The organism is Acinetobacter sp. V116_7, from assembly GCF_056735735.1.
Map to the genome: position 1 here is coordinate 89,802 of NZ_JBWZIF010000026.1, position 24,959 is coordinate 114,760.

General features: G+C 40.7%; 28 protein-coding genes. 8 read left to right on the plus strand and 20 right to left on the minus strand.

Annotation, left to right across the window (positions count from 1 at the left end; all coding sequences use genetic code 11):
• Window position 1: 1 nt before the first annotated feature.
• The 4 genes from AC1PJP_RS11520 to AC1PJP_RS11535 all read left to right on the plus strand — a co-directional run bounded on the left by AC1PJP_RS11520 (window position 2) and on the right by AC1PJP_RS11535 (window position 4,292).
• Window positions 2-1,996, plus strand: coding sequence for a MacB family efflux pump subunit (locus AC1PJP_RS11520; RefSeq protein ID WP_005302315.1), 1,995 nt, complete (start codon window positions 2-4; stop codon window positions 1,994-1,996).
• Between the two features lie 22 nt (window positions 1,997-2,018).
• Window positions 2,019-3,413 carry an efflux transporter outer membrane subunit gene (locus AC1PJP_RS11525; RefSeq protein ID WP_479767051.1) on the plus strand — a complete coding sequence of 465 codons (1,395 nt, stop codon included), beginning with the start codon at window positions 2,019-2,021 and terminating at the stop codon, window positions 3,411-3,413.
• Between the two features lie 183 nt (window positions 3,414-3,596).
• Window positions 3,597-3,851 carry a hypothetical protein gene (locus AC1PJP_RS11530; RefSeq protein ID WP_252060495.1) on the plus strand — a complete coding sequence of 85 codons (255 nt, stop codon included), beginning with the start codon at window positions 3,597-3,599 and terminating at the stop codon, window positions 3,849-3,851.
• A 198-nt stretch (window positions 3,852-4,049) separates the two neighbouring features.
• Window positions 4,050-4,292 carry a hypothetical protein gene (locus AC1PJP_RS11535; RefSeq protein ID WP_479767005.1) on the plus strand — a complete coding sequence of 81 codons (243 nt, stop codon included), beginning with the start codon at window positions 4,050-4,052 and terminating at the stop codon, window positions 4,290-4,292.
• A 114-nt stretch (window positions 4,293-4,406) separates the two neighbouring features.
• Here the strand turns inward: AC1PJP_RS11535 and AC1PJP_RS11540 are convergent, their stop codons facing one another.
• From AC1PJP_RS11540 to orn, 3 genes are all read right to left on the minus strand, one after another.
• A complete protein-coding gene (locus tag AC1PJP_RS11540) occupies window positions 4,407-5,210 on the minus strand; it encodes an enoyl-ACP reductase FabI (protein WP_023274323.1) in 804 nt (267 codons plus the stop codon).
• 137 nt (window positions 5,211-5,347) lie between these two features.
• Complete coding sequence (locus AC1PJP_RS11545; RefSeq protein WP_004794670.1) at window positions 5,348-6,079, minus strand: Bax inhibitor-1/YccA family protein; 732 nt, start codon at window positions 6,077-6,079, stop codon at window positions 5,348-5,350.
• 154 nt (window positions 6,080-6,233) lie between these two features.
• Window positions 6,234-6,800, minus strand: coding sequence for an oligoribonuclease (gene orn / locus AC1PJP_RS11550; protein ID WP_005302306.1), 567 nt, complete (start codon window positions 6,798-6,800; stop codon window positions 6,234-6,236).
• 125 nt (window positions 6,801-6,925) lie between these two features.
• Here orn and rsgA point away from each other — a divergent pair, with 125 nt between their 5' ends.
• The 4 genes from rsgA to secB all read left to right on the plus strand — a co-directional run bounded on the left by rsgA (window position 6,926) and on the right by secB (window position 9,251).
• The gene (rsgA, locus tag AC1PJP_RS11555; protein ID WP_005302303.1) at window positions 6,926-7,987 is read left to right on the plus strand and encodes a small ribosomal subunit biogenesis GTPase RsgA; all 1,062 of its coding nucleotides are present in this window, start codon (window positions 6,926-6,928) and stop codon (window positions 7,985-7,987) included.
• Between the two features lie 98 nt (window positions 7,988-8,085).
• Window positions 8,086-8,502, plus strand: coding sequence for a rhodanese-like domain-containing protein (locus AC1PJP_RS11560; protein ID WP_004794673.1), 417 nt, complete (start codon window positions 8,086-8,088; stop codon window positions 8,500-8,502).
• A gap of 11 nt (window positions 8,503-8,513) precedes the next feature.
• Window positions 8,514-8,771: a glutaredoxin 3 gene (gene grxC, locus AC1PJP_RS11565; RefSeq protein WP_002114715.1), complete on the plus strand. Its 258-nt coding sequence runs from the start codon at window positions 8,514-8,516 to the stop codon at window positions 8,769-8,771.
• Window positions 8,772-8,798: 27 nt separating this feature from the next.
• Window positions 8,799-9,251 carry a protein-export chaperone SecB gene (gene secB, locus AC1PJP_RS11570; RefSeq protein ID WP_003654925.1) on the plus strand — a complete coding sequence of 151 codons (453 nt, stop codon included), beginning with the start codon at window positions 8,799-8,801 and terminating at the stop codon, window positions 9,249-9,251.
• A gap of 67 nt (window positions 9,252-9,318) precedes the next feature.
• On the opposite strand, the gene AC1PJP_RS11575 is transcribed toward secB, so the two are convergent.
• Genes AC1PJP_RS11575 through AC1PJP_RS11655 form a run of 17 tightly spaced genes read right to left on the minus strand, consistent with a single transcriptional unit; the run spans window position 9,319 to window position 24,957 of the window.
• Entirely contained in the window at window positions 9,319-9,975 is a 657-nt protein-coding gene (locus AC1PJP_RS11575; RefSeq protein WP_479767006.1) for a 4'-phosphopantetheinyl transferase family protein, read from the minus strand.
• 24 nt (window positions 9,976-9,999) lie between these two features.
• Complete coding sequence (locus AC1PJP_RS11580) at window positions 10,000-10,434, minus strand: hypothetical protein (RefSeq protein ID WP_004794675.1); 435 nt, start codon at window positions 10,432-10,434, stop codon at window positions 10,000-10,002.
• Between the two features lie 11 nt (window positions 10,435-10,445).
• Window positions 10,446-11,672 (minus strand): beta-ketoacyl-ACP synthase, encoded by a 1,227-nt coding sequence (locus AC1PJP_RS11585; protein ID WP_479767007.1) that lies wholly within the window; start codon window positions 11,670-11,672, stop codon window positions 10,446-10,448.
• Window positions 11,672-12,397: a 3-ketoacyl-ACP reductase FabG2 gene (locus AC1PJP_RS11590; protein WP_000198397.1), complete on the minus strand. Its 726-nt coding sequence runs from the start codon at window positions 12,395-12,397 to the stop codon at window positions 11,672-11,674. Before AC1PJP_RS11590 ends, AC1PJP_RS11585 begins: the two co-directional genes overlap by 1 nt.
• Window positions 12,398-12,420: 23 nt before the next feature.
• Window positions 12,421-12,846 carry a hotdog family protein gene (locus AC1PJP_RS11595; RefSeq protein ID WP_000762337.1) on the minus strand — a complete coding sequence of 142 codons (426 nt, stop codon included), beginning with the start codon at window positions 12,844-12,846 and terminating at the stop codon, window positions 12,421-12,423.
• Window positions 12,846-14,048, minus strand: a complete 1,203-nt coding sequence (locus AC1PJP_RS11600; protein WP_479767008.1) for a beta-ketoacyl-[acyl-carrier-protein] synthase family protein — start codon at window positions 14,046-14,048, stop codon at window positions 12,846-12,848. Before AC1PJP_RS11600 ends, AC1PJP_RS11595 begins: the two co-directional genes overlap by 1 nt.
• Window positions 14,045-14,590, minus strand: coding sequence for a DUF3261 domain-containing protein (locus tag AC1PJP_RS11605; protein ID WP_068527992.1), 546 nt, complete (start codon window positions 14,588-14,590; stop codon window positions 14,045-14,047). Before AC1PJP_RS11605 ends, AC1PJP_RS11600 begins: the two co-directional genes overlap by 4 nt.
• 2 nt (window positions 14,591-14,592) lie before the next feature.
• Complete coding sequence (locus AC1PJP_RS11610; RefSeq protein ID WP_479767009.1) at window positions 14,593-15,888, minus strand: NAD(P)/FAD-dependent oxidoreductase; 1,296 nt, start codon at window positions 15,886-15,888, stop codon at window positions 14,593-14,595.
• A 29-nt stretch (window positions 15,889-15,917) separates the two neighbouring features.
• Window positions 15,918-18,233 (minus strand): MMPL family transporter, encoded by a 2,316-nt coding sequence (locus tag AC1PJP_RS11615; protein WP_479767010.1) that lies wholly within the window; start codon window positions 18,231-18,233, stop codon window positions 15,918-15,920.
• Window positions 18,208-18,837, minus strand: coding sequence for a LolA family protein (locus tag AC1PJP_RS11620; protein WP_004794688.1), 630 nt, complete (start codon window positions 18,835-18,837; stop codon window positions 18,208-18,210). Before AC1PJP_RS11620 ends, AC1PJP_RS11615 begins: the two co-directional genes overlap by 26 nt.
• The gene (locus tag AC1PJP_RS11625) at window positions 18,837-19,265 is read right to left on the minus strand and encodes an acyl-CoA thioesterase (RefSeq protein WP_000542808.1); all 429 of its coding nucleotides are present in this window, start codon (window positions 19,263-19,265) and stop codon (window positions 18,837-18,839) included. Before AC1PJP_RS11625 ends, AC1PJP_RS11620 begins: the two co-directional genes overlap by 1 nt.
• A 9-nt stretch (window positions 19,266-19,274) precedes the next feature.
• Window positions 19,275-20,810, minus strand: coding sequence for an HAL/PAL/TAL family ammonia-lyase (locus AC1PJP_RS11630; protein WP_479767011.1), 1,536 nt, complete (start codon window positions 20,808-20,810; stop codon window positions 19,275-19,277).
• A 1-nt stretch (window position 20,811) separates the two neighbouring features.
• Window positions 20,812-21,738, minus strand: a complete 927-nt coding sequence (locus tag AC1PJP_RS11635; RefSeq protein ID WP_416669555.1) for an LpxL/LpxP family acyltransferase — start codon at window positions 21,736-21,738, stop codon at window positions 20,812-20,814.
• Window positions 21,739-21,740: 2 nt separating this feature from the next.
• Entirely contained in the window at window positions 21,741-22,481 is a 741-nt protein-coding gene (locus tag AC1PJP_RS11640; RefSeq protein WP_416669553.1) for a glycosyltransferase family 2 protein, read from the minus strand.
• Between the two features lie 2 nt (window positions 22,482-22,483).
• Window positions 22,484-24,142 carry an ApeI family dehydratase gene (locus AC1PJP_RS11645; protein ID WP_416669551.1) on the minus strand — a complete coding sequence of 553 codons (1,659 nt, stop codon included), beginning with the start codon at window positions 24,140-24,142 and terminating at the stop codon, window positions 22,484-22,486.
• Between the two features lie 9 nt (window positions 24,143-24,151).
• Window positions 24,152-24,706, minus strand: coding sequence for a COG4648 family protein (locus AC1PJP_RS11650; protein ID WP_004794699.1), 555 nt, complete (start codon window positions 24,704-24,706; stop codon window positions 24,152-24,154).
• Window positions 24,703-24,957 carry an acyl carrier protein gene (locus AC1PJP_RS11655; RefSeq protein WP_080649511.1) on the minus strand — a complete coding sequence of 85 codons (255 nt, stop codon included), beginning with the start codon at window positions 24,955-24,957 and terminating at the stop codon, window positions 24,703-24,705. Before AC1PJP_RS11655 ends, AC1PJP_RS11650 begins: the two co-directional genes overlap by 4 nt.
• Window positions 24,958-24,959 lie beyond the last annotated feature (2 nt).

The following is a 24,959-nucleotide window of genomic DNA, read 5'->3' on the forward strand; positions in this document are numbered from 1 at the left end:
CATGACAAAACAAGCTTTGCTTGAAGTCAGCAATCTAGTCCGGGAATTCCCTGCTGGCGAAAGCACGATACAAATTTTAAAAGGCATTGACCTTACCATTTACGAGGGCGAACTGGTTGCCATTGTCGGTCAGTCTGGTTCCGGTAAGTCAACACTCATGAATATTTTGGGCTGTTTAGACCGCCCTACGAGTGGTAGTTACAAGGTCAGTGGACAAGAGACTGGTAAACTCGAGCCAGATCAACTGGCTCGACTACGTCGTGAATATTTTGGTTTTATTTTCCAGCGCTACCATTTACTGGGAGACTTATCTGCTGAAGGTAACGTTGAAGTTCCGGCTGTTTATGCAGGTGTTACCCCTTCTGAGCGTAAACAACGCGCAACGGCTCTACTGACTGAATTAGGTTTAGGTACTAAAACACTTAATAGACCAAGCCAGCTCTCTGGCGGTCAGCAGCAACGTGTTTCTATTGCCCGTGCGCTCATGAATGGCGGTGACGTTATTCTGGCAGATGAACCGACGGGGGCACTCGACTCTCATAGTGGTGTTGAGGTGATGCGTATTTTGCGTGAACTCAATGCCGCTGGTCATACTATTATTTTAGTCACCCACGATATGCAAGTTGCAAAAAATGCGACGCGTATTATCGAAATTAGTGACGGAGAAATTATTAGTGACCGTCCTAATGTTCCTGATCAAGCAGCCGAACCAGGCAATTCTGATCCTGATGCCGCTCCTGCTTTGCAAGGCAAACAAAAGAAAGGCAAAAGTATTTCTGCATGGCGTTCTACTTTAGATCGTTTGTCAGAAGCTTTTCAAATGGCTTTACTGTCTATGAATGCCCACCGCATGCGTACTTTTTTAACCATGCTTGGGATCATTATTGGTATTGCATCTGTTGTTACAGTGGTCGCGCTAGGTAAAGGTTCTCAACAACAAATTTTAAGTAATATTAGTAGTCTGGGAACAAATACGATTACGGTGTTTCAGGGCCGTGGTTTTGGTGATAACTCCAAAACTGCAAACTTTAAAACATTGGTTCCTGCCGATGCTGATGCGTTAATGACTCAACCTTATGTCAGCGCAGTCAGCCCAATCGTCAGTACATCCAAAACCATGCGTTACCAGCAGAATGAAGCAAATGCGACCATTAATGGTGTGAGTAACGATTATTTCGATGTAAAAGGTTTAGTCTTTAAAGATGGGCAAACTTTCGACCAACGTAGTGTGCGTGATCGTTCACAAGATGTTGTCATTGATACTAATACGCAAAAACAATTCTTTGGAGATGGTAGCAATCCAATTGGCCAAGTCGTACTGCTCGGTAGTGTACCAGCACGTATTATCGGGATTGTAGAGCCGCAGACAAGCGGCATGGGTTCAGATGATACGTTAAATGTCTATATGCCGTATACAACCGTAATGAGCCGTATGTTGGGTCAGTCTAATGTACGTAATATCGTGGTTCGTATTAATGACAAATATTCAACTGCTGCCGCAGAAAATGCGATTGTAAATTTATTAACCCAGCGCCATGGTGCACAAGATATTTTCACCATGAACAGTGACAGTATCCGTCAAACCATTGAGAAAACAACCAGCACAATGACGCTTCTGGTTTCAGCAATTGCCGTAATTTCACTGGTGGTTGGTGGTATCGGGGTAATGAATATTATGTTGGTTTCTGTGACTGAACGTACTCAAGAAATTGGTGTACGTATGGCCGTAGGTGCTCGTCAAAGTGATATTCTGCAGCAATTCCTAATTGAAGCAATTTTGGTGTGTTTAATTGGTGGTGTGCTTGGCGTCTTACTATCGCTTGGCCTTGGACAACTCATTAATAAATTTGCTGGCGGTAACTTTAGCGTGGCTTATTCAAGCACTTCTATTATTGCGGCATTTGTCTGTTCAACACTGATTGGTGTCGTATTCGGTTTCTTGCCTGCCAAGAATGCCGCGAAACTTGACCCTGTTGCCGCACTATCTCGAGAATAAGGAAAATTGCATGTCTTTCTCTATGACTAAACTCAGCACAGCACTTCTTCTCACAGGTTCTCTTGTAGGATGTGCAGCTGTAGTAAAAACACCTTATGAAACGCCTGCGGTACAAGTTCCGGGTAGCTTTCAATATGACACAGCAAAAGCAAAAAACATATCTGCCGATCAATACTCTGATCGTTGGTGGACGCTTTTCAATGATGCACAGCTCAATCAGCTTGTAAGCAATGTATTAGAACGTAACAGTGATTTAGCAGTTGCAGGTATTGCCTTAAAGCAAGCCCGTCTACAAGCTGATCTAACTGCAAACAAACAAGGCTTACGTACCAGCTCAAACGTTTCTACAGGACATTCTTTCGATTTAAATTCGGGAGATGATAGCTCTAAAGGTCTATCAATGAGTGCGGGTGTAAGCTATGAGCTTGACTTGTTTGGCAAGCTTGCACGCCAAACTGAAGCAAGTAAATGGGAAGCCTTAGCGACCGAACAAGACTTACAAGCCACTGGACAAAGTTTAATTGCAACCACTGCAAAACTCTATTGGCAACTCGGTTATTTAAATGAGCGCTACACAACTGCCCAGCAAAGTCTCGCAACATCACAAAAGCTTTATGACTTGGTACAAATTCAATATAAAGCTGGCGCAGTTTCAGGTGTAGATCTGACTCAAGCAGAACAATCGGTACAAAGCCAGAAAGCGAGTTTAAGCCAGATTGAACAACAACGAGTTGAAACACGCACGGCTATTGCAGTGCTATTGCATGAGCCATTGCAACAATTAAACATTCAAGAGCCAAAGCGTTTACCACGCACTGCTCTACCTGCAATTGGTGCTGGTTTACCTGCCGATATTTTATCGCGCCGCCCTGATTTGCAAGCAAGTGAATTACGTTTAAGAAAAGCATTAGCCACTAAAGATGCTACTAAGGCGAGCTACTATCCATCGATTAGCTTAACGAGTAGTTTGGGCTCAAGCAGCACATCGTTAACGGAGTTATTACATAACCCTGCCCTGACGCTTGGGGCGAGTTTGAGCTTACCGTTTTTGCAATATAACGATATGAAGAAAGATATCGCAATTAGCAATCTGGATTATGAAAAAGCGATTATTCAATATCGTCAAACGCTTTATCAGGCTTTTGCTGATGTAGAAAACGCTTTATCGAGTCGTACCGAACTCGACAAACAAGTAGCGTTACAGGAACGTAATGTTGAACTTGCAGAAAAAACTGAACGTTTAACTGAAGTCCGTTACCGTTATGGTGCTGTCGCATTAAAAACACTTCTCGATGCTCAGCAAACCACACGTACTGCACGTCTAAGTCTTGTTGAAACCAAGCAAAGCCAATACAACGCGTATGTCACTCTCATGCAAGCTTTAGGTGGTTCACCTGTAAAAGAACTGCCAAATTAATAGCACTATAGATGCTATTTCTTTATTCAATTAGAGTTATCAGCTCATTTTCGAAGGGCTGATAACTCTTGATTATTATGCATCTTGACGAAAATATTGTTTTTATATGTCGATAAAATAAGATAGAAAATCCAATTAATTATATTTTATTATCACAACGATATATCAAAAGAGAGTAGTTAAATGCACGAACCTTGGGTAAATGGAATTATCAAAAAGTGGACTTTAGACAACATTGGAGATGAACTATATGAATTGATAATTCACAAGGAAAAAAATGTCATTTGTACATATGGGCGTTTTGCTCATTCGAGTGGTTCAAAGTCTGTTTCTTTCGAACAATTTATAGCAGGTGAACTTGATGATTTAATTTCGAAAACAATGGGTGAAGATATATTAAACCAAGCAAAAAAATATATGAGAGAACAAATAGTATAAATTGCTTAACTATGTACTTTTACCAGATAAGCTCTACGAAGCGATATAAAATTACCAAAGTACGGCTTCACAAATTGGATATTTAAGTATTTATTAAATTATAAACAAGTTTCTTAACATGGATAGCAATATGCAAAAGTTCACCTTCTTTTATACATCTGGGATAGTCAAACTTTAGACCAATCGAAGAATTGGGCAGTGGCATATAAAAAGATTGAAATGCCATTTATTCCTTTCATTGGCTTAGAAATTGACTTTCCTCTTGAAAGAAACCAAAAAATTAAATCTATTAAATGGAGCATGGAGAGCAATTCATTTTCCTGCACTCTGCAAGATGAATTCTCGCGCTGCGGTATAGATGATCCTATGTTTGATGAATGGCTTGAATATTACAAAGATCATGAATGGTCTATTGAAGGACCCTATCCCCAAAACGAATAATTAGACTATAGCGATATATTTATATTAATTTTGAAATGACACAAAAGTGAAATTAAGTTGTTAAAGTAAAGCCGCTATTAAAGCGGCTTTACTATATAAATTAGATAAATCTAATTATTCATCATCCATCATAGATTGGCTCATACCTACAGTATTGAAACCAGCATCTACATATAGAATTTCACCAGTAATACCTGAAGCCCAAGGTGAGCATAGGAACAACGCTGCATTACCTACTTCTTCAATCGTTACATTACGTTTTAACGGCGCAACTTTTTCATTGGCATCTAACATTTTACGGAAAGACTTAATACCAGAAGCAGCTAAAGTACGGATTGGACCCGCAGAAATCGCGTTTACACGAATACCATCAACACCCAAGCTTGATGCTAAGTAGCGAACACCCGCTTCTAAAGAAGCTTTTGCCATACCCATTACGTTGTAGTTAGGCATAACGCGCTCAGAACCTTGGTAAGTCAAAGTCAATAAACAGCCTTGACGAGCTTGTAATAAAGGTTTTGCAGCACGAGCCATTGCAATAAAGCTGTATGCACTGATGTCATGAGCAACTTTAAAACCGTCACGGTCAGTCACGTCAGTGAAGTCACCATCAAGCGTGTGTGCAGGTGCAAAGCCGATTGAGTGCACAACACCGTCTACACCGTCCCAATGTTTTGCAAGTTCTGCAAATGCATTATCAATTTCAGCATCAACAGCAACATCACATGGAAACACAAGCTTAGAACCGAATTGCTCAGCAAATTCATCCACACGTTTTTTTAATTTTTCGTTTGGATAAGTAAATGCAAGCTCTGCACCTTCACGGTGTAATGCTTGTGCAATACCAAAAGCAATTGATAATTTACTAGCAACGCCTGCAATCAAAAAGCGCTTACCTGCTAAAAGTCCTTGTGTCATGCCGATCTCACTCAAAACAATTTCAAGCATAATGCCAATATTCAGCGGTTTTCGAAATTGCATAATGCATCTTTTTTCAAAAATCGCACGAAAAAAAATCGCTCCTGATAAGGAGCGACTTCTCGATGAATTCAATCTTAGTCGTCAGACAATAAGCCAAGTAAGCGTAAGAAAGAAATATACATCCACACTAAAGTTGCAAGTAATGCGATACCACACAACCATTCCATGAATTTTGGTGCGCGATATGCTGCATTAGTTTCAATTAAATCAAAATCTAAAATCAGGTTAAGTGAAGCAATCACTGCAACAAATGCAGCAAAGCCAATGCCTAACCAGTTACTTTCAAAAATATAAGGAACGCTTGAACCAAATGCTAAACGCATGACCATCTGGACGATAAATACAATAAAGATCGCCAAAGATGCAGAAATTACAACTGACTTGAACTTTTCAGTTGCACGTATAATTTGGAACTTATATAGACCAAACATCACCAAAGTCGTAACGAAAGTCGCTAATAAAGCTTGAAGAGGAACACCTGGGTATTTCAACTGGAAAGTAAAAGAAATACCACCTAAAAAAGCCCCTTCAAATAAGGCATACGGAATTGCCAATGTTGGCGCGGTCGTTGGTTTAAACGTTGTAATTAAAGCTAAAACCAAGCCACCAATTGCACCCACAATTGAAGCCGCGTAAGCAATGCCAACATTTGCAGTAAAGGCTGCATAGAAAAATAAAGCGACACCCACCGCAGCAGCAATAACTGTCAACATTACAGATTTTTGAATCGCACCTTGCACAGTCATCGGTTGACTATAGTCACTGACCGTTTCAACACGGGTCAGTATCGGGTTATTACTTTGCATAAATGCTCTCTTTTTATAATAAAAATTTAAAACATCATTTTAAGCAAAATGAATATGAAAGCCAAATCAGGCGATCGGCATTATTGTAACAATCCCCTTTAAACAATAAAAAAGGAGGCAATAGCCTCCCTTTCATATCACTCAGGCAAAGTCATTAATCTTTACCGTCAGTGTTCATGATAAAAAAATATTCACGGTAGTATTTCAACTCAGAAATCGAGTCACGAATATCATCCATTGCCAAATGCGATGCATTCTTTTTCAAACCGCTCATGATTTCAGGGCGCCAGCGTTTTGAAAGTTCTTTTACCGTAGATACATCAAGATTACGGTAGTGAAAATACTGCTCAAGTTCAGGCATAAGACGGTGTAAGAAACGGCGATCCTGACAGATCGAGTTACCACACATCGGTGAAACTTTTGGATTCACCCATTTTTTTAGGAATTCTAAAGTTTGTAACTCAGCATCACGAGCTGTTAATTTGCTGCGACGAACTCGTTCAATCAGACCAGACTGCCCATGTTGGCGGGTATTCCACTCATCCATTGCATTTAAAATACGGTCAGGCTGGTGAACGGCTAAAACCGGACCTTCGGCAAGTACATTTAAATGATCATCTGTAATAATTGTTGCGATTTCAATAATTTGGTCATTATCGGTATCTAATCCGGTCATTTCCAGATCAATCCAAATTAATCGTGTATTTAAAGTACTGCTCATGTATGTACGTTCTAAAATGCCGTAAAAACATCAATAGTAGCAAATTTCTTGCATCTGCGCTGTAATTCTATAGCCGCTTCATGCTATTTTTGCCATCTTCAAACAGTGGTTTTTTTGGGATATGAATGGCTTTAATTCGTAAGCGTCGTTTAACTGAACAACAGCAACGTCGTATTGAAAAACAGCACAAAACTCGCCAAGAAGAGGCTGATACTTCACAAGATCTGGACGGACTCGTTGTACAACATTATGGCCGCCAACTTGAAGTACAAGCACTCTCTGTACCTGAGCATCACCCAGAAAAACCTCAAGTTGCCGAAGGAGAGCCAGAACCTTTCTGGAAACCTATCGAGCTCAAAAGCGTATGGCGCTGTCATACTCGAACAAACTTAGAATTACTTGTGACTGGTGATCGAGTTAAATGGCAAGCTGACCCAAACACGGGTTTAGGTATTATTACAGCCATTCACCCTCGTACCTCTTTACTTACCCGTCCAGACCGTTATCACAAAGTTAAACCTGTGGCAGCAAATATCAGTTTGATTGTGATTGTCTTTTCACCACTTCCTGAACCTGCACCAACGTTAATTGACCGTTATTTAGTTGCTTGTGCAGATGCTAATATTCCTGCTCTTTTAGTCCTCAATAAGTCTGATTTGTTAACCGAAAATGACCCAATTCTCACACTATTAGAAGAATATAAAACTTTGGGTTATGAGGTGATGATTTGTCAGTCTAAAAAGGGAGATATCTCTGCTTTATCTGAACGTTTAGATGGCGAAACAGTAGCTTTCGTTGGCCAGTCAGGTGTAGGAAAAAGCTCTTTAATTAATGTGCTCATTCCAGAAGCAGAGCAAAAAACAAATATTATTTCTGAAAACTCTGCACTTGGTCAGCACACAACAACCTCTACACGTTTAATGAATTTCGGTAAAAATGGGGCGTTAATCGACTCACCGGGAATTCGTGAATTTGGGCTTTGGCATCTTGATTTAGAAAAAATTCGTATGGGCTTTCCAGAAATTGAAGCACATTTGGGTTCTTGCCAATTCCGTAATTGCACCCATACTCATGAAAAGAACTGTGGGTTAAAACATGCTGTAGAATCTGGTGAAATTTTACCACGGCGCCTAGATAGCTTTTTGCGTTTAAATGATGAGATTCAAGAAGCACAGCAAAAAAACTAATTTTCTGTCCGCTTTGCCCTTGAAGTGGTGATTTTGATCACCATCTATATACGCTATACTCTAGGTCAATTTTGTTTTTAATTTTTTTTAGGTGACTTGTGGAACGCTGGTTAGAGTTTATGGGGAATCACCCCATTTTGTTTGGTACGCTCGGAGTCTTGGTCGTGTTGTTCTTCATTTTTGAAGGTCAACGTAACGGTCGTAAAATTTCACCACAGTCGCTTGGTATTTTAGTGAAAGCGAAAAATGCCATACTCATCGACTTGCGCGATAGTAAAGACTTCCGTGAAGGTCATATTAGTGGTAGCCGCAATATTCCTTTCAGCCAAATTGCAAGTCATGCTGATGAATTAAAAGCAAGTGACCGTCCATTAGTATTTATTTGCAACCTCGGGCAAGTCGCTGGTAGTGCTTTGCAAAAAGTTGCTCACCATGACAGCTATCGACTCGATGGTGGCATTAGTAACTGGAAAGCACAAGGCTTACCTCTTGTAAAAAGCAAACCAAAAGCTTAAGGAGAATTATTATGGCTGCAAATGTCATTGTTTACTCAACTTCTGTATGCCCGTATTGTGTTCGTGCTAAACAGTTACTTGAGCGTAAAGGTGTTGCTTACAAAGAAGTAAATCTTTCTGTTGAAGCACCGGAAGTACGTGTTGAATTAATGCAACGCACTAATCATCGTACTGTCCCACAAATTTTTATTAACGATCAGTTTATTGGTGGTTTTGACCAACTTTATGCTTTAGAGCGTGAAGGTAAACTCGACGAATTATTGGCTTAATCTCGCATCCATATTAAGGAAAAAACAATGAGCGAAGAACAACAAGTTCAACCACAATTAGCTTTAGAGCGTATTTATACAAAAGATATTTCTTTTGAGGTTCCTGGGGCGCAGGTTTTTACTAAACAATGGCAACCTGAACTCAATATCAATCTTTCTTCTGCTGCAGAAAAAATTGATCCAACTCATTTTGAAGTTTCTTTAAAAGTTGTGGTACAAGCCGATAACGACAACGAAACAGCGTTCATTGTAGATATCACTCAATCAGGTATTTTCTTGATTGATAACATCGAAGAAGATCGCTTACCGTATATTTTAGGCGCGTATTGCCCAAATATTTTGTTCCCGTTCTTACGTGAAGCGGTAAATGATTTAGTCACTAAAGGTAGCTTCCCACAGTTACTTCTTACACCAATCAACTTTGATGCAGAGTTCGAAGCGAATATGCAACGTGCTCAAGCTGTTGAAGGTCAAGCTTAATTTTATAGCTTGCTCTAAACTAAAAAACCGCGTAATTCGCGGTTTTTTTATGTCTGCTATTCGCTTATTAAGTATCAAGTGAATGAAGCTGAATTGTAGGAAATTGAAAACCACGGCAAGATAATTCTGAGCGCCATGCTACTGTTAAAATCATATTACCCACAACGAAGTTTTGATAAGCAAATGTCCCGATCAGTGGATGAGAACATATTCCGCCACGGTCTGTAGGATGTGCTTGAGTATTTAAAGTATTTAAATCTAAACGTATACCAAGGCCTGAAGCTTTTAGAACAGCCTCTTTTGTCGTCCAGACTTTAAACCAATATTCTCTATCTTGTTCTAGACTTTGCCATGTTGCATATTCATCGGGATGAAATGCATGCTGCGCTAGAGCGTCCAAACGTACTTTACGGTCTAACTCTTCAACGTCTATACCGATATCTTTAACATGCTGACTCATCGCTAAAGCATAGTATTGTTGACTATGAGAGTGATTAAAATCTAAATCGTGATTCAATAAATATGGCTTGCCATGCTCATGCTTTGCAAACTCCAAATCCGTTATTTTAATTTGTAATTTCTGTGCTATGAGCTCGTTTCTAATATTATGTATTTGCTGTTTTTTATAATGATTAAATGTACGGAAGTCTGGAAAACCTTGTTTAGATTTTAAAAGAAGCTGGGACAATGCCTGTGTGTAGACTTCAATATTACGTTTAGACACTATCCCGACCTTATTTAAAATTAATTAGAATTTAACCACGTCACCTTTTAAGGTAACACCCGCCATCATGGCACCTTTATAGCAATCGTAAGTTGTCGTACTTGTAGTTTCATTGGCTTTAAAATAGCTCACAATATTGGTAACAGCGTTTGCACCTTGTGCTTTAGCATTGTTTTGCATTTGGATCAGTGCTGAACGTAAAACCCAGTCACAAGACGTTGCTGCTGACTTACCAAAACCATTGGTTTTTTTATTAGTCACAGCATCTTTTTGAATGATTTTACCGCCAGACTTTGTACCCTTTAAATAAAACTTTACTGAACCATCTAAAGTCCCATCTGCAACTGCACGGTCTACAGCTTCTTTAAAATTTAACTGATGTACTTCATCTCCAGCCTGAACAGTGGCAGTAAAACCCGCACTTAGCATTGCTACAAATAAAAGTTTTTTATTTAACATTGTTGTGTTCCTTATTGTTTAACACGTTTAAAAATAAGCGAAGTATTAATTCCGCCAAAAGCAAAGTTATTGCTCATAATAATGTCAGCATCCAAAGTTCTCGGTTGCTGAACGATATAATCTAGATCACCGCACAATGGATCAATTTCATCTAGGTTTAAAGTTGGAATAAAGCGGCCACGATTCATCATTTCAATGCTCAGCCAAGCTTCAATAGCTCCACACGCCCCCAGCGTATGTCCAAAGTAGCTTTTTAAAGAGCTGATTGGTTTACGTCCTAAAACTGTTGCTGTCGCCTGACTTTCAGCTACATCCCCCTGATCTGTTGAGGTGCCATGTGCATTCACATAAGCGATGTCTTTAGCCTCTACAGATGCATCTTTAAGAGCCAATTGCATACAGCGCCCCATCATCTCGGCATCTGGTTTAGTTACATGTTGACCATCGGTGTTGCTACCATAGCCAATCACCTCTGCATAGATATGAGCACCTCGAGCTTTGGCATGTTCGTATTCTTCTAAAATTAAACAGCCTGCCCCTTCACCAATCACCAATCCATCTCGCTTGGCATCAAATGGACGCGGTGTTTTTTCGGGTTGGTCATTCAAGCCACTGGTCGCGAACAATACATCAAAAACCGCTGCACCTGCTGCACTGAGTTCCTCTGCACCACCCGCAATCATGACCTGTTGTTTACCATATTTAATCGCTTCATAGGCTTGCCCAATGGCCATAGAGCCAGAAGTACATGCACTTGAGGTCGGTAAAGTTAAGCCTTTTAGACCAAAATATACGGTCATATTCACTGCGCTTGTGTGGGCCATCATACGAATATAGGTTGTTGCGTTGATCTTACTCATGCTCTGATGAAGCAACATGCTAGCAAACTCACCCACGGCCTCTACGCTACCCGCAGAAGAACCAAAAGCAACACCGGCTTCGCCACTAGACAAAATTTCATGCCCAAGCAAACCAGCATTTTGTAAAGCATTTTCGGCACAAACCACAGACATAAGCGCTACACGCCCCATCCCACGGGTAACTTTACGGTTAAAATGTTTTGGAACATGGAATGTTTCAACAGGGCCAGCAAGCTTGGTCCGAAGATCAACATATTGCTCCCACTCTGGCATGTAGCGTATACCGCTTTTGGCAGCGTCAAATCGAGCAAAGATCTCATCGGAAGTTTCACCTAAAGAGGTAATTCCAGCCATTCCTGTCACGACCACACGTTTCATCAGATGAGTCCTCCATTTACAGAGATCACCTGTCGGGTTACATAAGAAGCTTCATCTGAACATAAGAATTTTACTACACTCGCCACTTCATCAACCTGACCCATGCGTTGCAACGGAATCATTTTAAGCGCATGTTCTTTGACTTCATCTGTCACCATTTCAGTTTCAATCAACCCTGGTGCAACACAGTTCACAGTAATTTTTCGCTTCGCCAATTCGAGTGCCAAAGCTTTGGTCGCACCAATCAGACCTGCTTTTGCAGCACTGTAGTTGACCTGACCACGATTACCCATAATTCCAGACACAGAAGATAAAGTGACAATACGGCCACCTTTGCGTAAGTGAATCATTGGCATGATGAGTGGTTTTAATACGTTATAAAAACCGTCTAGGGAAGTCGAAATCACTTCATCCCAATCTTGATCGGTGAGCGCTGGAAAAGCACCATCATGGGTAAGACCTGCATTCAATACAACGCCATAGAATCCGCCATGCTGCTCTACATCTTGCTCTAAAATTTGTTGAACCGTCTGGCGTTCATTTACATCAAACATTAGATAATGGCTATTTTGTCCTAATGCTTGAATCTCTTGTACGACTTGCTCAGCCTCTGCCTGACGCGAACGTGCATGTACAGTCACATCAAAACCAGCCTTTGCTAGTTGTAATGCAATCGCTTTCCCAATTCCTCGACTTGAACCTGTTACTAAAATTCGTCTTGTCACAATGTATTCCTAATTCTTTGTGGTTATTCAAATGGTGATTCTGTTGGCTCAAATACACTTAACGTTGCCTGAATGCAGTGTTCAGCATATTGAATTTCACAGGAAAATTGCCCAAGTCCTTCATGAAAATATTGTTGTTCTATTTGAATGATCAATCGAGAACCCAAGGCGAAGTAAGGGATCGGTAAATTTAACTTACGCGTTCCCAATAAAAAACCAACTTTTGGCGCTTGTTTTGACTGCTGACCTTGCCAGCCTGAATAAGCACTAATCGTTTGTGCCATAATTTCAATGCTTGCCCATGTCGGCAAACCTTCTGCTTCACAAAACATCAGCTCTGGCGTAATCGTGAGTTCTGCTTGCGCTCGCCCTTCTGCAACCTCGGTTAAATGGTCAATAAATACCATCGGTTGCTCATGAGGAATATATTGAATTGCATCTAGTTTCACTAGGGCTTCACTCCAAAAACAAGACTAATATTACTTCCCCCAAAAGCGAAAGAATTACTCATGACATAGCGAATGGATTGTTTTAGTTCAGCTTCTTGCACATAGTTTTGGTCAGCCAAATCTGGATCAACCTCACCACTTTGATGTAAAGGCAACCAACTTTGATCTTTTAAAACTTGCTCACAAATAAAAGCTTCGATGGCACCCGCTGCACCGAGGCAATGTCCAGTTTTATGTTTTGTACTACTTAAAGCAACTTGGTAATCACCAAAAACTTGCCTTACAGCCTTAATTTCCATTGCGTCATTTTGTGGAGTTGCTGTTCCATGCAAGTTGATATAGCCCACCTCTTGAGCGGAAATATTTGCCATATCTAATGCACGTTGCATAGCTAAAGCGGCACCTTTACCTTCAGGGTGCGGGGCCGAAATGTGCCATGCATCCATAGATTCACCCACTCCCATTAACATGACAGGTGCTTGTTCTTTACTCAGTACAAAAAACGCAGCAGCTTCACCAATATTAATACCATCACGGTTTAGACCGCAGGGTTGGCAAATATGTTCAGATAAACTTTCTAGGCTATTAAATCCATTTAGAGTCAACTTACACAAGGTATCGACGCCACCGACTAGCACAACATCAGCTAAATCTGCGTGAAGTAATCTCTGCCCTGCAGCTAATGCTTTAGCGCTTGAAGAACAAGCTGTCGAAATCGTGTAGGCTGGCCCTTCCCATCCTAAGTACTGCTGTAATGCTTTCGCTAAACAGCTCATTTCTTGAGGATAATGAGATATCGATAGATCTGTTTGCCCTTGAAAATATTGCTTAAGTAATAATTCATTATCTGCAATACCAGAAGTCGATGTGCCCACCACAATCGCCAAACGTTTATTTTCAAAGGTTGCTGTATAAGCTTTTAACTCTGTTTCAATTTTAGATAAGGCGGTTAATGCAAAACGTAGATTACGTGAATCTACAGACTGTAAAGTATCAGGTACGCTCGAACTTAATGGATGCGTATATTGTCCGACCCAAACATCACGATCAGCGATTAAATCATCACGCAAACTCAAGGTTTGCTGCGGCTGTTGTAATGCCTGTTTAATTTGATTAAGCTCGCAGCCTAATGCAGATAAACCAACACTAAATTGTATGCCTACTGCCATTGGAGCTGCATTTGCTGAAGGTAAATGTTTCATGGTGTAGGGCTTTCTTCTGTCTGCAAGGTGTTCTCAATCGAACTCAGCGTCATGGTATAAGGGACTTGTTCATTAATCAATTCAATGCTTCCTTGTCCCTGTTTAAGCTGCAACACAGGCTGCTTTTCAATATAAATAACCTGCTTGTCTGCTTGTTGTTTCATCTCTACAGCTTGCTGCCCTAAATGCGAAAACTGAGGGTATGTCGCAAACAAAAGGTCACGCACCACAAACTCAAAAGGCAATAAACGCATTTGATCAATACGCTGTTCAACATGAACCCGATGCCCATCAAACTGTAACTTAAATAATTGCTGGCCTGTCAGGCTTAAAGCGACCATATCCAGTACAGCACCCTTTTGCTGTTGATATAACAAGAAGCTAAAACTTTGCTGCTTCCACTGAACTTCAACTTGATCTTGCCTTTGATAAGTCTGAGCCTGCCATAGAGGACTTTGCAGCCCTTTAGCATGTGGCATAACCTGACAACCATTTAAAAATATAAAGCTACTGAGTAATATCGTTGCCCATTTGCGTTGCATGGTTATCCCTCAAGTACCTGTTCTTGCGCCAAGCCTTCACGACAATATTCTGCCAAGGTGCTGAGTCTACGTTTGGCATTTTTATGGATTGGATTTTTTTCATCCCACGCATAACCAGCCAATAATGAAGAAATCATACGGCGAATGCCTTCATTCTGATTTTGCGAAAACACAACATCTTGGAACTCACCTTCGTACCATGACTCAACATAGGCACGAAATACCTGAATGCCGCGGCGTAATGGTTTTTCATATTCTTCTAACCAGTCGACTTGCTGACCTTGCAAAACTCGTTCAACCAAAGGAACCGCCAAACTTGAAGATTTAAGAGCAATCGTAACACCTGATGAAAAAACTGGATCAAGAAACTCACCCGCATTACCTAATAGTGCATAATTACGGTCTGCCAAGTGTTTTACATTCGCTGAGTAGCCCACCAAGGTCCGCACTGGTGTATCAAACTTTGCATGGCGCAAGACATGTGACAAGCTTGATTCATCAGCCAAAATACGCTTAAACATTGCCTCTGGTTCATTATCTTCAGCATTTTCGACCGTGTATTTGTCAAAAAATTCTTGTTCTGCCACCACACCGAAAGAAGCCCGTCCATCTGCAAATGGAATCAGCCAATACCATGCACGGTGATCTTTTTCATGCACCGTAATTAAAATTTTATTACGGTCAAACTCTGGGTCATCTGTAATTCCGTCTTCAATATGGGTAAACAACGCACGTCGTACTGGAAAATTTGATGGGCTCTCTAAATCTAATAACTTTGGCAAAATTCGCCCAAAGCCACTCGCATCTAACAAAAATTTAGTTTGAATCTGATAACGCTGTTGTTCTTCATCGATTACTGTAAGTACAGGCTGTTCAGATGCAACATCAACATCTAAGACTTCATGTCCAAAGCGTATATCTGCGCCATAAACTTGAGCCTGTTTTGCTAGCAAATTGTCAAAATCTGCACGGCGAACTTGCCAAGTTGTTCCCGGACCCTCCGTAAATTTTTCTGTAAAGTCATAAAAGCTACGCTGTTTGCCACGTAGAAAAGCCGCACCATTTTTAAATTGAAAAGCATATTGTTCAACATGCTCACGGACTGTTTCTAATAAACCAGCCTCTTCTAAAAATGCCATAGATTGCGGTAACAATGACTCACCAATCGAAAAACGCGGGAAATGCTGTTTTTCAATGACCGTAACGGTATAGCCCTTTTTTCGAAGAAGTGCAGCAGCAGAACTACCTGATGGCCCAGCCCCAATAATCACGACGTCAATTTTTTCTATAGTGCTCATAGCACAACTTCCTTTTTAATTTATTCAAATTATGAATGGTCTTGTAAATTTACAATATGTTTTTCATCTGCGGGGGTTAACAAAGTCGCATAGATAAATGAGAAAATAACCCCGAATAAAACCGTTAAACCAAAACAATGAATTGCATAAGTATGGCTAAATGAAAGTAATCCAAAGCCAAGTAAGGTCGACATCATACATAAAAATAATGCCATTCCAACTACTTGAGGGTGATCATGTCCATGTCGGTAGAAAATTGCATAGTCGACACCAATCCCAATAATCAGGAAAGTTGCCATAATACTAAACAGGTTAATCTCGACACCTAACCATGCCTGAATAGCAAAAGTGCTCAGTAATGCCAAGCTGACTGGCAAGACCAAAGGCACAATCGAACTTAATCCATAAATAAGCGCCAAACCAACTGCCAGACCAATTAAGGCGTAAATCAGAAGATGTTGAGCCTGTACTCGATGTTCAGCAAACATTTGCGACATTTCGGTAATCGGTTGCTGAAAATGTATATGCTCATTCTGAAGCTGCTTTAACACTTCAGGCTGTTTTGCCCCTGTCACCATCACTAATCGTTCATTGGCTTGAGGCTGTAAAAAAGCTAAAGGGTGATCTTTAAATACAGAAAAATCTAATAACGGTTGTGTTGCCAGTTGCTGTTGCCACTGTAAAATATCATTAACATTTAGCCCCATGCTTTGTGCATATTGCTGCAAAGTCGCTTTTGGAATATTTCTTAATAATTGTAGATTATTTTGCTGCTCTGCCAATGGTGGAATCCATTGTCCCAAAGCTTGAAATGCACTGATTTTCCCTTGTGACTGTAACTGTTGCAAATGTCCAATCAGTCGCTGCTCTTGTTGCTGCATTTCATTTGCCGATGCTGCACGCACCACAAAATAATCACTACTTTGTTGCTGGCCAAATTGCTCACGAACCGCTTGGTCTTGCTGTTTTAAGCTCGCGTCCATACCTTGTAAGTTACGAATATCATCGTTACTTTTAAGATAGAAAAGACTCGCCGTACCTACTGCTAAAATGACTGCAATCAAGCCATAACGAATTTTGGCACGCTGTTGAAACCATAACCGTGCTTGTCCAATCCACGACAGTGCTTTTATTGCTGGTTGGGCATTGAGTGCAGGTAATCTTGGTAATAGCAGTACACTGCTGATCCACGCCGCAGTTAATCCTACAATTGAAAAGACTGCAATCTGCTTAAACCCAGGAAACGGAGTAAAACTCAAAAAGATGTAAGCAACCAATGTGGTCATTAAACCCATAAACAAACTTGGTAATAGCGGTTTTAGAATTTGAAAACCACCAAGCTTTCTATGCTGCGATTGCATCGCCATAAAATAAAATGAAAAGTCGACACAGACACCAATCAGACTTGCACCAAAAACCAATGTCATCAGGTGAATTTCGCCAAACACCCAATGTGTGACCGCAAACGCCACAAAGCTTCCAGTCGAAACTGCAATAAACTCGGTCGCCAAAGGCCGCAGTGAGCGAAAGCCGAACCAAACCAGAAAAATTAAGCCCAGTGTCGAGCCAACACCAATGGTTGAGATTTCCTGTTTAGCCGATTGCGTCCCAAAATTTGAAAATAAAATAGTTCCAGTCCAATGAGATTTTAATCCCATTGCAGCTAACTTTTGCTTAGTTTGCTCAATCCAAGTAGAGGTCTGTTCTTGGTAATCAATATTGTATGGGCTTTGCGTCAACTGTAATACGAAAAGCCGAGAGATACCTTGCTCATGATGAATTGTGGCAAAACCCTGCTCCATTTCAATATCTTGTTGTGATGGCGTTGCCAAGTGCATGGCATAACGAGGGAACAATAATAGCGGGTCTTGCTTAAGTGATTCAGCAGTGACAGGCATGCCTGGACTCATCATCTGCATCAAACTTTGTTCAGTCAGCGCAGCATAATCCTTTTTTTTCAATAAGGCTTGATCTTGAGCACTCAACAATCCTGCTCGATGTTGATACAACTGTTTTGCAAATTGATCAAAATCAAGTTGTGGTTTGAGTGGTTGCCACAACTGGCTTTGCTTGGCCTGTACTGTTAAGAAATGAGTCGCTTGTTGTATCGTAGCTTCATCTTTGGCATCTACCACCACAAATACTTTATTGTTGAGTTGCTCATTCATGTACTGCTGAGTACGTGCAAGTTCTGGGTCTTGCTGAACTTTAGGCAATAACGCAAAAATATTGGTTTGAATATGAATATCTTTATTCAGCCATGTCACGCCAAGCCCCACCGCGATCAGTAGCAGAGCAATTAACCAAAGCGCTGTGAACTTATTTTGCCAGTTGGAAAATCGCATGCTCAGCAGCCGTTAGAGTCGTCGGTTGAGAAGTCTGGTGACTAAAGCGAATGGTCGTTAAATTATTCGCTTTCTCGGTAATCACGATTTGGTTGACGTACTGTTGTCCTTGAGCATCAACACGCACAAATAACTTTTTAAACAAGCTACTTTTCGGAGTTAAGCTCATGCTCCAACCCGCTGGACTATAATTCGCACTTACTACATTAAAATTCTTTGCCAAAGCCTGTTCATTACCAGACATGAGTTGTAAAAATAAAGTCGCGACCGAACTATATGGCGATTGATCAACTTGTATTTGGCTAAATGTACGCTGAGTTTTCTGTACCAATTTGGTTGGGGTAACAATCAAATCTGCTTGCACAGGTCGTTTAATTTGCCACGCTACACCATAAGATTTTGAGAACAACAAAGAGCCGTTGGATACAAAAGTTTTATTCAACGATGGCAATTTTTTTTGCTGTTCGAAATCAGCACGAACCGTAGGAGACTGTGACAATTGCTGAAAAATTTGAGTGATCTGTGTTGGCGCTGCATAGACCGCACTTAAACTGCTCATCCAAACAGCAGCACCTAAACCTAAAGTTTTGATGAATTGAGACATCACGCATTCCTCTTCGGTTGAAACTCAGACCATGCATTCAAGCGATCAAACAAAACCTGTGGCGATTGAAAACACATTTCACGGGCTTCAATATTCACTGCTACCTGTGTGGTATAACCCTTGGTTAAACGTTTTCCTGACTCAGCATCAAAAATCAAATAGTCAATTTTCAAACGGTTTTCCCATTCTTTTAAAATGGCTCGAACCCGGATCTTTTGTTCAAACTCAATACCGTATGCATAGCGAACATGGCTTTCAATCACAGGCCATGCATAGCCTGATTCTTTCATCTGCATATAGTTGTAATGAAATTGATCGAGCAATTTACAGCGCGCAATCTCAAAATATTTTAAATAGTGTCCATGCCAAACCACATTCATGGTATCGACATCATGAAATGGAATTTCAATGATTACATCTGCATGCATTGGCTCACCTTATCCCATAAATTCTGGTTGATTAAACAATTCAAGTTGGTCTAAACGATCAACAATCTGTTGTAATTCGGTTTGTAATGGTCGGTCTTCTTCGACAAATGCAAAGCTTTGTAAGGTCCATTGCATAAATGCCTGCAATGTTGGACTTAACTGTGTGGTTAAACCTTTCAGATGAATCGCCTGCACACTGGCGCAGCAAAGAGCTGCAATGACTTGCTGTGTTAAGGTAATTACGCGGCTCGCATCACGCGCAGCAATGGTTCCCATGCTAACTTTGTCTTGGTTATGACATTCGGTTGAACGTGAAAAAATTGAAGCTGCCAAAGTGTTTTTTAAGGCTTCAGCCGTCCACGCCGACACTCCGATTTGGACCGCTTTAAAACCATGATTCAGCGGCAAACGCTCTGCTGTTGCACCCGTTAAATTACGTGGTAAGCCATGATTCATTTTATGGTCAACCAACTGTGCAATCTGTCTATCCATCAAGTCAGCAATATTGGCAATCATAATTTTTAAGCTGTCCATTGCTTGTGCAATATGTCCACCGTAAAAATGACCGCCATGCAATACACGCATCCCTACTGGATCAATCAATGGATTGTCGTTACTTGAATTCAGCTCATTTTCAATGAACTGACGTAACCATACTTTTGAGTCTTCAAAAACACCAATAATATGCGGTGCACAACGAAGCGAATAACGATCTTGCAAGCGTGGACTTTGATGCGCTGTTTGTACATCACTGTTCAGCCAGTCACGTAATTGCTTGGCAATTTGCTGCTGTCCCGGATGCGGTTTTTGTGCAAACAGTACTTCATCAAAATGACTAGGATTACCTTCTAATGCCAATACATTTAGAGCAGTAATTAAAGTACTTGCAAGTGCAATTTGCTCTGCTTTTTTATAGTTCAAACAAGCAATCGCCGTCATCACCGCTGTGCCGTTCATGAGCGCCAAACCTTCTTTAGGTCTGAGCGTTAAAGGCAGCATATTTTTTTCAGTATAGACTTGAGCAACAGGAACAATTTGCCCATCGACATAGACATCACGCTCACCGACTAAAGTTCCCGCAATATAGGACAACGGTGTTAAGTCACCACTTGCCCCGACTGAACCTTCAGATGGAATGACTGGAATTACATTTTCATTCAGCAACCAAACTAAGCGTTCCAGCAAAGCGATCGACACGCCTGAATAACCGCGAGCCAATGAACATAAACGTGTCACGACTACTGCACGTGCAGTGATGACATCTAAATTTTCACCTAAACCACAACCATGAAAGCGTGAAAGATGCAGCGGTAGTTCATTCACCTGATGTAATGGCACTTCAACCAAACATGAGTCACCATAACCCGTGGTCACACCGTAGATAACCCCTTCTTCTTCAAGGAGCTGATCGAGAAAATCAGCACCTTTTTGAATTAGTTCACGCCACTCAGACGTTTCTGGTAAAGCAACCTGACATTCGCCTCTGGCTACAGAAACGACATCTTCAATACTCAGTGGTTGTTCACCTACGGTTAACACACGCATGTTATTTCGTCCAAAAATTATAAAAATTAAACCATTGATAAGGAGCACGTAGACAATGCTGTTCTAGTACGGCAACGTACGTTTTAGTGATGGTTTGCATACTTTCAATACGGTGAACACGAGGCAAACTCACCTGCTCAGCAATTGAGTGAATATGCACTTGAAACTGCTGCTGTACTCGATAGCAAAACACCGCAATAACAGGCACTTTGAGTAAATTTGCTAAAATCCATGCACCTTGTGGGAAAGCTGCTGACTCCCCTAAAAAATCAACATGCTGTACACGATCTGACTGCACAGGTACTCGATCTGCCGCCACAATAACCCACTCGCCTTGCTGCATTTTGTCTTGCAGCAACATTGCAGTTTCAATACCCAGCTCATCAACTGATAAAAGACACACATCTGCCTTATCATTTATTTTTTTCAAAAACTCATTAAATTTTGTCGCGTGCTTTTGGTAAACCAGCACATTAATTTTCTGCGGATGCTCTGACTTAATGGCGCGAAGCAACTCAATGTTGCCAAAGTGAGAGACAATAATCAGAGCACCTTTTTGATAATGCTGAGAGAAGTTTTCGTGCCCAAAAACTTGCAATTCCTGCTCGGGAATATTACCTAACCAGCCCTCAATCTTATCTAAAATACATTCCCCAAATTGCATGAAATGCGTATAGCTGTTTGTCCAATTTGGTTGGTGGTTAAACGGCGACTGTGATCCAGCAAAATGATGCAGTTTTTGTAAATAAAGCAAGGAAGCCTGTCTTGCTGTGGCAGCAAATAACCAGTACCACATAATGACAAAGTACATCACCAACTTGCATAACCAACGTCCACCAAAACGGTAAAACCACAACATCAGCATAAGGGGCAACATACCGCCTCGCTCTTTAATGTCGTTCCATTTTGGTGAAGCTGAATCTGTCATAATTAACCTTGTAGCTTTTGCTTTAACAGCTTCGGTAAGCGAATCAGCATGCCCATAAACAAAGTTGCATGCGCTTTGCTTAGCCCTAAGTTATCTCGCCAAGCATGAAAATGAGAAATTCCCTGCTCTGGATAAACCACAGGTGTTGGTACATTAATAAAAGGGGTATTTTCCCATTTTAAACGTACTAAAATTTCACTATCAAAACCCATACGTGGCTGGAACTTAGCACTATTTAAAACCCTTATCGTGCTCTCGAGCGGATATACGCGAAACCCACACATGCTGTCTTTAATTTCAAAAGACAAACTGTTTAACCAGACCCAAAAATGGGTGATGTAACGGCCATATAAGCGCTTTTTAGGAATAGAGGCATCAAAGTATGGCTGACCAATCACCATTGCATCTGGATGTTGCCGAGACTGCTCGATAAATTTTGGAATGTCATCCCAGCAGTGTTGACCATCTGAATCGAGTTGTAATGCATGGCTTAAACCAAGCTCATAGGCTGCACGTAAACCAGTCATTACGGCTTGTCCCTTACCCTTATTCACCTCATGTTCAATTAAGTGAATTTGAGAATATTGCTCTGCCAATGCTTTTAAGATTTGGCTACAAGCATCATCACTACCATCATTGACCAACACAATCGGTAGATCAAAACTGTCCAGATAAGAAATCAAATCTGCTAAATAATGTGGATGATTATAAACTGGAACAACAAAGCCGTAATTGGACTGCATTTTTAATCCTCTACTTCTGTTTGCAAAGCAAATAATAGTCGCCCTGAAGCCAGAATCTGTTCTGAATCGCGTAGTTCAAAACTCACCTTGTGATCTTTTCGAGCAAGCTTGAGTTGTACCACGGCATACGGACGAATCAGGTTTTGAAATTTTAACTGCTCATATCCCTGACACCAGCTCAAATCAGACCAAATTGATTTAGCAAAATGTTGTAAAAAACCTATTTGCCCAACCCCAGGATAAATTGGTTGTGTTGGGAAATGCCCTTTAAAACAAGCTAACTCGGGTGGAAATTCCAACTCCCAAATGTAGTCATCTGAATTTTGAGAATGTGACAGCACCACGGGTTGTAACATAGGCTTAAATAGAGTTTTCAAATAGTTTTTATTGAGTTTGGACTGAGTATTTTGTGGTAACTGGCTTAGGAAGCGCCATTGACGAGGAATCGCTATCGTTTCCAAGCTGTCTTTTAATTGTTGTTTTAAATGGCTGACAAAAGCTGCCTTACCTTGCTGTTGTAACTGCTCACGAGCTTGTTCTGTCAGAACAACAATACAACCCAATATTTGACGTTGCTCATGCTCAAGTACCAACACATGACAGTGTTTTACGACATCTAGAGCCTGAATACTTTGCTCAATCGCATCTAGACTCAAGCGCTTTTCTTCAAGTTTTACAATTCGATCTGTACGCCCCATCAACTTAAAGGTCTGACATGTTGCATCGGTCCATGCAGCGCCATCACCTGTGCTAATCCAATCATCTTCATAGGCGTGATTACTCTTAACCATGAGCTGCTGTTCTTCTATACGAATAGCCACATTACTAAATGCAGTCCAAGCATCTTCATCTTTAGCACGATGGGCAATACCACCAGTTTCCGAACTTCCCAAAACTTCAACAATCGGACGATTTAAGAAAGGGCGAATACCACTTTCTAGCTTGCCACCAGAACTAAACACCATTTGACAGTGTTGCAAAACGACATCGGTTGTCCAACGTTTTAATAATGCAGGACTTGAGATCAAATAATTGCTTAATCCCAACGTTTCTAATTGTTTTTGAGCTTGTACCACATCTTCTGGGAATGCCATTTGAGGCACATAAAAACTTCGACCAGTAGCAAGTGGTAGCAGTAATTTAAACAGTAATCCATAAATATGTTGATGACTAACCGTTGCAATCGCGATTGCATGTTCATCAAAACTAAAGCTTTGACTTAACCCTTGAACTTCGTTGAGTAATTGTTTGAGTGTCCTTGGAATTTTTTTAGGTTCACCAGTTGAACCTGATGTATAAAAATAGAGTTGCGCCTGCTCTAAAAAAGCATCGTCTAAGGTTAAAGATGAAGGAACAACTTTTTCAGTATTTTGGCGCTTTAAAAAATAAATCTGCTGTGCTGCAAAATCTTGTTCTAGTTCACGTACTCGATTTGGTGGTAAAAGTACTTGTTTTTTCGCTAGCAAAGCAGCAAAGAATAAAACCAGAAATTCATAGCTATCTGCTTCCCATAAAGCCCAAGTTAGATTTTCCATTTGAGCAATTGCAGCAGCTTGTAAGGCCACATCCTGCCAAAAGTAATTAAAACTGGTCGAGTGCAGAGCACCGTCTATACAAAGTGGCTGAGCTGAATCGATGAATTTCTGAAAATGGCAATACATAGTTTTTAATTAATGATTTGAAGAATGTAAACGCTGATGTCGCTTACGCAAAATAAATTCACCAAGGAACAAAATGCCCATCAGCACATAAGAAATAAAGCCATTATAAATGACCCAAACCTGAGTTGAGGTAAAAAGCACAGTGCTTAACGCAATCAGTGCATTACAAAAAAAGAAAACACACCAAACTTTAGTCACCTGTCTGGTCCACTGCACCCCAGAATCAGGTAAATCAGGTTCAACGAGTCGGGCAAAGCGCTCAATCATAGACGGCGGCTTGATGAGTGTCAGCGAAAAAATAATTAATGCGCCTAAACTCATACCAACTGGATATAACTTTAACCACGCATGATTATGTGACAATAAGCTCAGACTGCCACAAACAATAGCAAAACCGGTTAAAGGCCATAATAAAGAGTTACCTTTACCAAAAAGTCTGACGACACCCAACCCGATGAGTAATAGACTTACCCAAATGAATTGACCGTGTGTCAAACTCCAACCCACAATAAAGGGATACAGCACAAAAAGTGCTGTTATTATCCCTTTAAGAATAAACTTCATTCAGCAGTCATGTTCTGAATAACCGTCACAACATCCAGTACGGTTCTCACATTTTTAAAGTCTTCAGGCTTTACTTGCTTACCTGTTAACTCTTTAATTTTTACAACTAAATCAACCGCATCAATACTATCGACATCAAGGTCTGAATAAAGATTCGAATCGAGTTGAACAGACTCTGGTTCAATTTCAAACAAATCTTCCATCCATTCACGGAGTTTAGTTAATACTTGCTCTTGAGATAACATCATCACGC